This window comes from Thiofilum flexile DSM 14609 (assembly GCF_000380185.1).
GTDB classification, from domain to species: Bacteria; Pseudomonadota; Gammaproteobacteria; order Thiotrichales; family Thiotrichaceae; genus Thiofilum; species Thiofilum flexile.
On record NZ_KB904757.1, the window covers coordinates 45,215 to 56,493 of the forward strand.

The following is an 11,279-nucleotide window of genomic DNA, read 5'->3' on the forward strand; positions in this document are numbered from 1 at the left end:
TTTTAGCGTAGTAAAGGGTCTGTAGTGCTTACTCTTTCCCCTTACCTGTTAAGATACATTATCAGTTAAAAAACTTTACTAGTCAAGTTTTTTAACTGATATAATAAACCTACTCACTAAATAAGAAGGACAAGATGAGCCACGAATTGATCATGCAATGGGGTATGGAGCGCCGTATTGATTTTATAGAGTATCTGCTCTATTGGGACGGCAAAGTGAATCGCAAAGATATTACTCAGTTTTTTGGTGTATCCACCCCCCAAGCCTCTGCTGATATTAAGCGTTATCAAGAACTTGCACCGAATAATCTCGAATATGATAAAAGCCGTAAGTGCTACCTGGCCTCTATCAATTTTGAGCCTAAATTGATTAAACCCAATGCTGAGCGTTACCTAGAGCAATTGTTGAGTGAACAATCAAGCTCGGATACCTTCTTGCAGGTGCGCCATGTGGATTATGGCACCCTACCGAATATTAAACGCTCCATCGATGCGGATGTGGTACGGCAAATCGTACAAGCCATTCGAGAAAAACAGGCTATTGAGATTAAATACCAATCCTTTAGCCACCCGAATCCGAGTTGGCGCTGGATCATGCCTCATGCCTTAGGTTTTGCAGACAAGCGTTGGCATTGCCGCAGCTATTGCGACAATAATCAGGATTTTCGGGATTTTGTGTTATCGCGTATTTTGGAAATTCGCCATCATAAACCTTGTGAGATCAATATAGCGCATGACTACGAATGGCATACTGTGGTCACTTTAGAACTAAGTCCTAATCCTCGCCTCAGCGTTGAGCAGCAACACGCCATTGAGCGGGACTATGGGATGGATAATGGTAGGCTGCAGATACAAATGAAAGCGGCCTTAGTGCATTATTTTATGCAGGAATACCACCTGCACTCAGAAGAGCCACTCGAAAAACAAGAATTAGTCTTGGTCAATAAAGAACAGGTCAAAGCGATTCAACAACGTTTACGCCCAGAGAGCAGTACTTAAAGGACTATAAGCACAAGGCGGTATTTTTTACCGCCAAGGCTGTGCTAAGAGACTCAAGCGACTAAATACTTGGTGAGAAAGAACGCTACAACCCCACCTATAATCGTTAATAAGGGTTGCTGGCGTATTAAACCTAAAGCAAATGCCACTATCCCACCTACTAACCACGGGCTAGTTAAACTCAAGTCCCATTCTTTATTAGGCATAAGTACCATCGGCACCACAATAGCGCCCAATACTGACACCGGCACAAAACGCAAGGCTTGCTCAATCCAAGGGGGCAAAAATACCTTTTCAGCGCGTGCATACAGCACAAAACGCACCCCAAAGGTGACGATAAACATGCCAACAATAACCCAGACTAGCTCCATTTTTTACCCCTTGCTCGGTAACTGTTGTTGTTGACGTTGTAAGTATTCCGTCAACATACCCATGCTCACCCCTACTAAAGCAGCAATCAGTAGCCCTAAGTTATTAGGCAAACGCACTAATAAAAGGGCGGTCACACTAGCACTGATTAATGCACTCCAATAGGGTAGGGTTTTTAGATATGGGGTAATAATGCCAATAAAGGTCGCTACCATGGCAAACTCCAAGCCCCAAGTGCTCAAATTGGGCATTTGACTCCCCACAAAATACCCTAGCAAGGTGGTGACATTCCACATGCTATACATGGTCACCATCGAGCCTAAATAAGCCCAATGCCCTGTTTGCTCATTCAAACGTCCATTCGCATAATAAGGTCGCACTGCCGCATAGGTTTCATCCGTTAAACCAAATGCTAACACGGCTCGCCAGCCTACGGGCAAATGGCGTACATATTTCAATAAATCAGCGGCATATAAAAAATGACGTAAATTCACAATGAAGGTGGTTGAAACAATAACCCAAGCCGGAGTACCTGCGGCGATTAAACCAATGGCAATAAATTGTGATGACCCCGCAAACACTATCGCCGATAACGCCACCGCTAACCACACGCTATAGCCAGAGGTTGCCACCAGTGAGCCGAAGATAATCCCAAAGGGCACGCCCCCTAAAATCATCGGTGCCGATACCAACGCGCCAAAACGAAAAGCGCTCCCTTTTGTCATTAAATCCGCTCCCAAGTTGTGGCATAACGCCAATAGCCCATAGGTAAACTCGATAAGGGTATACGTCCTAGGCGCAAACGCTTCAGGCTCAAAGGTTTGATTTGAATGAGCTGGCATAACTCTTCCACCTGCCCTAGATGAGCACCTCTAATCGCAAAGCGCAGATGGCCTTCATTTTGCCAACTGACTTTATAACGCACCGGAGAATGGGCTCGAGTTGTGCCCGTTTGTAATACCCGTAATTGAGTGGTGGATAGCTCCTGCCCCACCTCCACGATATACTCTTGCTCGATCCGCTCCTCGTCAAGATGTACTTTGCGAATCACTCGTGCATCTTGGCTTAACAGTACCAAGCCACTAGCTTCCGTTTCTAGTGGAAGCAAGGCCGTTAGTTTTCTAAAGTGGCGTTTAAGTGGCGTGTGCTTAGTAATATCATTCACCCAACGCATATCAGGATTGAGATAATCGCCAATAAAGAGGGACTCCATCGATACTCCCGCCGCTTTATGCACTAATAGACTCACTGGCTCCGATGGCGTTAATTGCGCATTAGGTGCTAAGGTAACGGTTTGGGTTGTCACCCTAAAAAAAGGTTCCTCAATCACTTGACCATTGACACTAACCCATCCTCCTTCAATATATTGCTCGGCCTGACTACGTGAGCATCCCACCAACTGCATCACTGCTTTGGAAAGTCGTATTGCAGTCACCATATTCAAAGAAGAAAGCGTATTCGTGGAAGTAGTATGCGTCGTCTTGGGCATTATTTATTTCCTATCGGTCTTTTGCAGCCTATTTACCGAGCATGTTACTGTACGGCATGAGAAAAAAGGAGGTTTTAACTAACATGCCACACCCACTAATGAAGCGCAAATATTGGATCTTTGATATGGACGGGACTTTAACCCTTGCGCAACACGATTTTATCGCTATGCGTCAGGCTTTGGGGCTACCTGGTCATCAAACTATTTTAGAAAGCCTAGCTGAATTACCTGAAGCAGAGGCAGCCCCTAAACGTATCCAACTCAACAAAATTGAATTAGAGATTGCCAGTCAAGCACAAGCCGCCGAGGGTGCCACCGACCTATTGGACTATTTACGCCATCAAAACGCACAAATAGGTATTTTAACCCGTAATAGTTTGCAAAATATTGAAGTGACCCTCAGAGCCGCAGGTTTATGGGATTATTTTAGTGTGGAAAATTTGGTGAGTCGGGATTGTGTGCCACCGAAACCCCATCCGGCGGGGATTGAACGCTTACTTACCCAATGGCAGGGCTTGCCGACTGATGCGGTGATGGTGGGGGATTATTTATATGATTTACAAGCCGGACGTGCTGCTCAAACCAGTACTATTTATATTGATCCAAGTAAAAAATTCAATCACCGTGAGTATGCGGATGTCTGTATTGCGGAGCTTCATGAATTATTAAGCTGAATAGGTCACAACCGAAGGGTGCATAAGTTCACATCGCTGCATTAGTACATCGCCTATGCTTACCTTATAAGCATTTATCAGGAGCACGATTATGCACCTCTCTACTTTAATCACCGCAGCCGCACTCACCCTCTTAACCAGTACGGTACAAGCTGCACCCTTTAGTATTTATCAGGTCAATGCCAGCGATGGCCTCAATCTACGTGACGCCCCCAGTGCTAGTGCGAGTGCACAGTATAACCTCCCTAAAGGTACACAGCTTATTAGTACAGGTACGGAAAAAGTCGTTGGCAATTCGACGTGGATAGCGGTACATTTTAATAACTTTAATGGTTGGGTGAATAAAAAATACCTCACCCCTAGCACAAATTTAGATCGCCTAGGCGTGACAGCCTCCAAAGTGACCGAACATTTACAATGTGGTGGAACAGAGCCATTTTGGAGTTTTAAATTCAATGGCAAAACGGTACAAGGTGATAATCTAGCCAATGATACTAAGTACCGTGCCACCGTGACTAAGCGTACTGCTACACGCGACCAGAAAACCAGCGTTGTCGAGGCAGGAAAACTAGCCTTTTTAATCCAAAAAACAGGCCAATGTAGCGATGGGATGTCAGATACTATTTATCCCTATGCGATTGACGTGCTATTACCCAATAACACGTTTTTGAGTGGCTGCTGTCGTTAATAGATTGATAACACTAAATATCCCCCATTTCTTAGAGCGGCTATCTCATAAAAGTCTCTCTCCATACAACGTGCGGGGAGAGGATATTAAAAGATTAAATGGTATTTTTACTATCTTGCTATAAACTAATGTCAAATACTCTTTTAATGTCAATTGGTACTGATTATGACAATATTAACGACTAATGTCTCTCAAGGGGGGCGTATTGTGCTACCCATCGAAATTCGTCAAAAACTGGGTATTCAAGTAGGTGATCAGATTATTTTAGAATGGATTGAAGAAACATCTGAACTACGTTTAATGACACGTAAGCTACGCCTACAAAGAGCCAGAAAGTTAGTTCAATCTTATATTAAGCCCGCATCGTCTATGGTCGATGAATTAATAGCTGAGCGCCGTGAGGCTGCTAAATATGAATAAGGTGGTAGTAGATACTTCAGCAATATTAGCCTACTTATTTAATGAGACAGGTGCAGAGCTAATAGAGCAGATTTTAGAAGAGTCCTCCTGTTTAATTAGTAGCGTCAACTATACAGAACTAGCCAGTAAGTTAGTCGATAAAGGTATGCCTATTGCTGATGTAATCGTCACGCTAGAGAGCTTAGAACTAGAGTTTATTGCTCAAGATAGCCAACAAGCACTGATTAATGCTGAGCTGCGTCCGCTAAGTAAACCTTACGGTCTGTCATTAGGTGATCGTGCTTGTTTGGCTTTGGGCATACTTAACAGTATACCTGTTATTACCGCCGATAGAGTTTGGAAGGAAGTATCCAATGAAATAGAGATACAAGTGATTCGATAACATGACAACACTAATAGCTCTATCATGCACTGATACATAGAAAACCTATACCACACAGCGCTCCACTAAATAGGCCACTGAACGATATTGCCGCCCACTATGTAGCGTTAAACCTATCTCGCAAGTACGACTATTACTCACTCCTTCAGTGCAATTATCCGGTAGTTGCTGTTTTAGGCGACTTAAGGCGGAGGCATTTAACTCCGGTGTGGTAAAACCCTTATCACCGGCAAAACCACAACAACCTTCCTCTTCCGGTTCAATCACCTGTGGCGCACAACGTTTTACTAAATCGCGCAATACCTTATCTAAGCCCATTTTTCTAGCGCTACACGTAATATGTAAAGCGACAGGGTCTGTTTGCGGGGTCAGGTTCAAATGGGGTAATAAATATTCACTAATAAACCCTGCCGTTTCATAGAGCTGCATAGGCTTAGTGAAATTTTCAATAAAGCGCAAAGTACAAGGACTAGTATCACATAAAATCGGATACTTACCCTGCTCGCTGACCTCCCACAATACTTGCTCTAAGGCTAGCACGGCATGGTTAGCCTGCTCAGGAAAGCCTTTACTGGCAAAGGGCAAGCCACAACATAACCCAGTTACCTTAGGCGGAATAATGGCCTCAAAACCCGCTTTGCTTAATAAGCTATCTATGACCTGCTTTAAATCACGGGTCTCGGTATCGCCAATCCCCGTCCCCATGGTGCGCGTGACACAAGAGGGGAAATACACCACTTTGCCATTCACGCCGGTTGTATTGTGCGCTAATCTACGCACCGCACTTGCCGCTCGTGGCATACCTTCATGCCAATAAGGCATCTTGGTTAATCTAGTAAACTGCCTACTCATAGCTGTGAAATTATTCAGCCCAAACACTTTAGACTTCACATAACCTGAACCCAAAACCACATGAGTCATTTGCGTAATAGCTGCAATATGCCCTGCCGCTAAACTCGCCGTATTTTTAGCCATAGTACCCTGCTGCTCAGTGCGTAACGCTCGCACTAGCTCGCCGGTATTAATCCCCACCGGACAACGAGTCGAGCACAGTCCATCCACCGCACAAGTATCTAAACCTTGATACTCAAAACGTTGATCCCAAGCACTTACTTGCTCTGGATGTGCCTGCTTCAACCGTGCATGTTCACGCCAAGCCACAATCCGCTGACGTGGTGTTAAGGTTAGATTACGCGACGGACACACCGGCTCACAAAAGCCGCACTCAATACAGCGATCGACCAGCTCATGAGTAGCGGGCATTGGTTTAAGGTTTTTGAGGTGAATATTCTTATCGGTATTTAAGAGCACACCGGGGTTCAGTAGGTTTTGGGGATCAAATAGGGTTTTGATTTGCCACATGAGTTCATAGGCTTCGCGCCCCCATTCTAACTCCACAAAAGGAGCCATATTGCGCCCCGTACCATGCTCGGCTTTGAGCGAGCCACCATATTTAACGGCTACCAGCTCGGCGACATCGTGCATAAAACCTTCATAGCGTTTTACTTCAGCCTCCGTACCAAAATCCTGCGTAAAGACAAAATGCACATTCCCCTCTAAGGCATGCCCAAAAATCAGCGCCTCATAATAGGCATACTTAGCAAATAGTCCCTGTAACTCACGCACCCCTGCCGCTAATTGCTCAATGGGGAAAGCGACATCCTCAATAATCACTGTAGTACCCACCGGACGCACCGCACCTACTGCGGGAAATAAACCTTTACGCACACTCCAAAGTTGCGCGTATTGCACGGGGTCTTGGGTAAACTCAAAGGGAACTAACACTTGATGCGCCGCCAAGAGGTTTTGCACCGCTTGGATTTTGTCTGTGAGTTCTGTCTGATGGGGGGCGCGAATATCAATTAGTAAAGCGGCAGCCTCCGTACTCAACTCTTTTAAAATACTCGGCATGCCAGCTTTATCTTGTACTGACTTTAAACCGGCACCATCAATCAGCTCCACCGCATCCACCGGCTGCGTTTTAAGTGCTGTCACTGCTAAACAAGCGGCCTCAATGTGCGGGAAAAAGACGAGACTAGTCGCTTTATGGGGATAATCCGGTACGGTGTGATATTGAATCGCGGCAATAAAGCCCAAAGTTCCTTCTGAGCCAATCATGAGGTGAGTCAGAATATCCAGCGGATCAACATAATCCACTAACGCATTAATACTATAGCCCGTAGTATTTTTAAGGCGGAATTTATGTTTAATACGCGCACTCAGCTCGGTGTTACTTTTGACTTGCTGTGCTAAAACCGAGATTTGATTCAATAAAGGCCGGTGGGTATTAAAAGCGGTTTGGCGTCCAGCATCGGTTCGGGTATCAATCACCGTACCATCCCCTAAAATCACCCGCATGCCTTTTAAGGTGTGATAGCTATTTTGTGCTGTACCGCAACACATACCGGAAGCATTATTCGCTGCAATGCCACCAATTTTACAAGTATTAATCGAGGCCGGGTCAGGGCCGATTTTGCGTCCAAAGGGTGCGAGATATTGATTGGCTTGTGCGCCGATAATATTGGGTTGCAGATTAATAACATGGCCTTGATCCAGCACCTGAAAATCACGCCAGCTATTACCCTCCATCATAATCAAAATGGAGTTAGTCACCGCCTGACCCGAAAGACTGGTTCCGGCGGCACGAAAGGTGACAGGTAGATCATAATTTCGCGCTAAACGCAGGGTGGCAAGTAACTCGTCTTCATCTTTGACCTTCACCACTACCTCTGGGGTCAGACGATAAAAACTCGCATCCGTGCCATAGGTGAGACGGGTAAATTCATCCGTAAAGATTTGCTGGTGAGGTAGTATTGCGCTTAACGCCTGACAAAATTGCTGATAAACCCCTGACATAACCTACCCTCCTAGCATACTTATTGAATATTTTACCTTGCTAAAACCCGCTCTTGTAAAAACAAAGGAGTACTTCTTCCCTAGCAAGATAATTAAAACGAGCATGTGGCCTATTACTCACAATAAGCCACACGCGTTGGTAAACTCACCTTAGTTTATTTTACCATTAAAGGATCCGTAATTCCCCATACATGAATCGCGATTAAGGTTAATGTACCGGCTGCGACTAAATAATAGAGGGTAGGAATAATCGTCATGCGAATGGTTTGTCCTTCACGCCCTAATAAGCCTACGGTGGCGGAAGCGGCGACCACATTATGAATAGCAATCATATTCCCTGCGGCAGCCCCTACGGCTTGCACGGCAACTAATAAAGCGCCTGATACTCCGATTAAATTCGCGGTATCAAATTGGAATTGTGCCATCATAAGATTAGATACGGTATTAGACCCCGCAATAAACGCCCCTAAAGCCCCCACAGCAGGCGCAAAGAAGGGGTAAATATGTCCCACACTACTTGCGACTAACTCCGCCATCGCCCGTGGCATCGAGGGTAAATCGGCTAAATTAACGCCCGAATTAATTAAAATCCGTACCATAGGAATGGTAAAGACCAACACAAACCCTGCACCTAATAGAGTACGTGAGGACTCACTGACGGCGGCTTTCAGTTCATTAAATTGCATGCGGTGCAAGAAGAAGGTCGCGAGCACCACTAAAATCATAATGCCACCCGGCAAATATAAGAACTCAATCTTACCCGACACCCCTTTTTCACCCAGAATATCACTCCAGCCTATAACCAAATAATTCATAAAGAAGGCTTTTAGCTCAGGGCTAACCCGTGATAACACTAATAAAACAGCTAATAAGATATAGGGTAACCATGCCATGCCGATGGAAATGGGGTTTTTAGTAGTCAAACTATCCAGTTTAATTTCTAAGCTACCTAACCAAGTATCAGGCCAGTCCTTAGGGTCAGCAAATTCCCAAGTAGATTTAGGCAGTAAAAAACCTTTACGAGCAGCGGGAACGACAATCGCTAATCCGACCAATGCACCAATAATTGAGGGGAACTCTGGCCCTAAAAACACCCCAGCGAAGGCATAAGGAATGACAAAGGCAAGACCCGCGAAAATAGCAAAGGGGGCGACGGCTAAACCCTCTAACCACGAGCGATTGCGCCCGAAAAAGCGCGTTAACATGGCACACATAAACAGCGGCATTAACACCCCTATAGTGGCATGGGTCAAGGCCACTTCTGAGGTAATCAGTCGATAAAACATATCCCAGTTAGAGCCTACCGCCGTTAGCTGTTCACTAATCGCTGCTTTATTCAAGCCACCGGATACCCCCACGATAATCGGTGTACCTACCGCACCAAAGGATACCGGAGTGGATTGCACCATCATGCCTATCACGACCGCTGCCATCGCAGGAAAACCCAATGCTACTAATAAAGGAGCCACCACCGCAGCCGGTGTACCAAAACCAGAAGCCCCCTCAATAAAGCAACCAAATAGCCACGCCACAATAATAATTTGAATCCGACGATCAGCGCTAATATTAGAAAAACCACTACGAATAGCGGTAATACCACCGGAATGTTTCAAGGTATTCAGCAATAAAATTGCGCCGAAAATAATCCAGAGAATAGAGCCGGTGAGAATCAAGCCTTGTAAGGTCGAGGCTAATACGCGATTAAAAGTCATATCCCACGCCGTTAATGCAATCACAGCGGTGACAACAAAGACAAGGGGCATAGCACGGCGAGCAGGCCAATTCAGCCCCACTAATAACACCGCAGCTAAAATCAGTGGCACAAAAGCCATTAACGAAAGCAATGTTTGGTTCATTGAACACACTCCTAGCAGCAAATTGGTCATACCAATATGACAAATGTCATGTTATTGGCAATGCTCAATGATTCTGATAGTAGCTAAATATAGTGTCAATCATTATTTTAAATTCACTTGAACTTAGTTTTTCAATGATTTAGTATTCGCTTAATTGGTACGACCAATTTTAGGATGGAGTGATGAGTAAAAATCGTATTGCTGATCAAGTCGCTGATTTATTAGAGCAACGTTTAGCCAGTGGTTATTGGCCTATTGGCTCACGTCTTACCGCTGAACGCCAACTCGCCGAAGAGCTGCAAGTCTCACGCTCCTCCTTACGCGAAGCCTTACAACAATTGATTAGCAAAGGTTTATTAGCTAGCCGTGTCGGTGGAGGTACTTATGTGGTTAGTACCAAACCGATTGGTTTTGTTGATCCCATGCTGTCTTTGTTTAAAGAAAATCCCGAATACCGTTTTGATGTACTGGAAATTCGCCATGCACTAGAGGGGAATGCCGCTTGGTATGCTGCCCTACGTGCTACGGAAGAAGATAAGGCCCATATCCAAACCTGCTTTGAACGCATGATTCAATTACATGGCAAAGGTAACCCGCTTGAAGAAGCACAAGCCGATGCTGCCTTTCATCTCGCGATTGCAGAAGCCTCTCATAACTTAGTGCTCTTGCATGTCATGCGTAGCTTATTTGATTTGTTGCAAAATAGTATTTCGCACAGTTTAGATAAGCTCTATACCTTGCCGGTCATGATTTAAAGGAGTTGAATCATACACCTACATCTCTTATAGTGATCGGTTTCCCCGCAAGTTCAGAAAGGTAAGTTCATGGCTACGATAGAGGTACCCTGCCGTTATTGTAACAGTCTATTAGTGTATAAACATGGATATGCCCGCAGTGGCGAACCGCGCTATCGATGCCGTGAGTGTCTGCGTAGTTTTCAGCACACCTATCGTTACGAAGGCAACAAGCCAGAGACGCCTGAAAAGATAGTAGAGATGGCCATGAATGGCAGTGGTGTCCGCGACACCAGCCGGGTGTTGAAAGTGAGTATCACGACCGTGATTGCTCACTTAAAAAAAATTAGAACCGGTAAAAGTCAATCCATTACCGATACAAGAGGTGATGGAGCACCATAAGGTGGAACTTATCTGTGAAATGGACGAGCAATGGTCTTATGTGGGTCACAAGAAACAAAAGCGGTGGCTATGGTATGCGTGGCAACCGCATTTAAAGACGGTGTTGGCCTATGAGCTGGGAAGCCGCGCGGATAAGACCCTAAAGCGTTTATTAGCTTCCTTACAGCGCTTCAAGATTCGGCTGTTTTGCACAGATGGCTGGGAGGGGTATCAACGTCTCTTACCGAAGGATAAGCACCTGATCACTAAGCGTTATACCCAGTCTATTGAGCGCCAGAATCTTAATTTTCGCACCCGTATCAAGCGGTTGGCACGCAAGACGATTTGCTTTTCTAAGTCGGTGGAGATTCATGATAAGGTGATCGGGGCGTTTATTAACAGAATGTTTTTCAACTCTTCTAAATCATGACC

The 11,279-nt window shown here is 45.1% G+C and carries 12 protein-coding genes; 7 read left to right on the forward strand and 5 right to left on the reverse strand.

The annotated features are described in order from the left end of the window. The first annotated feature begins 134 nt into the window (after window positions 1-134). Entirely contained in the window at window positions 135-998 is an 864-nt protein-coding gene (locus tag A3IK_RS0106435; protein ID WP_020559158.1) for a helix-turn-helix transcriptional regulator, read from the forward strand. A gap of 53 nt (window positions 999-1,051) precedes the next feature. Here A3IK_RS0106435 and A3IK_RS0106440 read toward each other — a convergent pair whose 3' ends face one another. From A3IK_RS0106440 to A3IK_RS0106450, 3 genes are read right to left on the reverse strand one after another with little or no spacing between them, the layout of a single operon-like run. Continuing rightward, window positions 1,052-1,369 carry an AzlD domain-containing protein gene (locus A3IK_RS0106440; protein WP_020559159.1) on the reverse strand — a complete coding sequence of 106 codons (318 nt, stop codon included), beginning with the start codon at window positions 1,367-1,369 and terminating at the stop codon, window positions 1,052-1,054. A gap of 3 nt (window positions 1,370-1,372) precedes the next feature. Further along, entirely contained in the window at window positions 1,373-2,092 is a 720-nt protein-coding gene (locus tag A3IK_RS0106445; RefSeq protein ID WP_020559160.1) for an AzlC family ABC transporter permease, read from the reverse strand. Beyond that, window positions 2,092-2,856: an RNA pseudouridine synthase gene (locus A3IK_RS0106450; protein WP_083915682.1), complete on the reverse strand. Its 765-nt coding sequence runs from the start codon at window positions 2,854-2,856 to the stop codon at window positions 2,092-2,094. Before A3IK_RS0106450 ends, A3IK_RS0106445 begins: the two co-directional genes overlap by 1 nt. 83 nt (window positions 2,857-2,939) lie before the next feature. On the opposite strand from A3IK_RS0106450, the gene A3IK_RS0106455 reads away from it, so the two are divergent. The 4 genes from A3IK_RS0106455 (at window position 2,940) to A3IK_RS0106470 (ending at window position 5,020) form a co-directional block, all read left to right on the forward strand. Further along, on the forward strand, window positions 2,940-3,530 hold the full coding sequence (locus tag A3IK_RS0106455) for an HAD family hydrolase (RefSeq protein WP_020559162.1): 591 nt from the start codon (window positions 2,940-2,942) through the stop codon (window positions 3,528-3,530). Between the two features lie 91 nt (window positions 3,531-3,621). Continuing rightward, window positions 3,622-4,218 carry an SH3 domain-containing protein gene (locus A3IK_RS0106460; RefSeq protein ID WP_020559163.1) on the forward strand — a complete coding sequence of 199 codons (597 nt, stop codon included), beginning with the start codon at window positions 3,622-3,624 and terminating at the stop codon, window positions 4,216-4,218. 165 nt (window positions 4,219-4,383) lie between these two features. Next, window positions 4,384-4,638 (forward strand): AbrB/MazE/SpoVT family DNA-binding domain-containing protein, encoded by a 255-nt coding sequence (locus A3IK_RS0106465; RefSeq protein WP_020559164.1) that lies wholly within the window; start codon window positions 4,384-4,386, stop codon window positions 4,636-4,638. After that, window positions 4,631-5,020: a type II toxin-antitoxin system VapC family toxin gene (locus A3IK_RS0106470; protein WP_020559165.1), complete on the forward strand. Its 390-nt coding sequence runs from the start codon at window positions 4,631-4,633 to the stop codon at window positions 5,018-5,020. The genes A3IK_RS0106465 and A3IK_RS0106470 overlap by 8 nt, the downstream gene beginning before the upstream one ends. A 45-nt stretch (window positions 5,021-5,065) precedes the next feature. On the opposite strand, the gene A3IK_RS0106475 is transcribed toward A3IK_RS0106470, so the two are convergent. Both A3IK_RS0106475 and A3IK_RS0106480 read right to left on the reverse strand, forming a co-directional pair. Further along, window positions 5,066-7,876, reverse strand: a complete 2,811-nt coding sequence (locus tag A3IK_RS0106475; RefSeq protein WP_020559166.1) for an FAD-binding and (Fe-S)-binding domain-containing protein — start codon at window positions 7,874-7,876, stop codon at window positions 5,066-5,068. 155 nt (window positions 7,877-8,031) lie between these two features. Then, entirely contained in the window at window positions 8,032-9,732 is a 1,701-nt protein-coding gene (locus A3IK_RS0106480; protein WP_026220838.1) for an L-lactate permease, read from the reverse strand. Window positions 9,733-9,914: 182 nt separating this feature from the next. On the opposite strand from A3IK_RS0106480, the gene A3IK_RS18740 reads away from it, so the two are divergent. Together A3IK_RS18740 and A3IK_RS20740 are read left to right on the forward strand one after the other, a co-directional pair. After that, on the forward strand, window positions 9,915-10,487 hold the full coding sequence (locus A3IK_RS18740) for an FCD domain-containing protein (RefSeq protein WP_020559168.1): 573 nt from the start codon (window positions 9,915-9,917) through the stop codon (window positions 10,485-10,487). Window positions 10,488-10,556: 69 nt separating this feature from the next. Next, window positions 10,557-11,277, forward strand: a protein-coding gene (locus A3IK_RS20740) for an IS1 family transposase (RefSeq protein WP_425425411.1) whose coding sequence is annotated in 2 segments (ribosomal slippage) — window positions 10,557-10,805 and window positions 10,807-11,277 — 720 coding nt in all. Because the reading frame shifts where the segments join, the coding sequence is not laid out codon by codon here. Window positions 11,278-11,279: the final 2 nt, after the last annotated feature.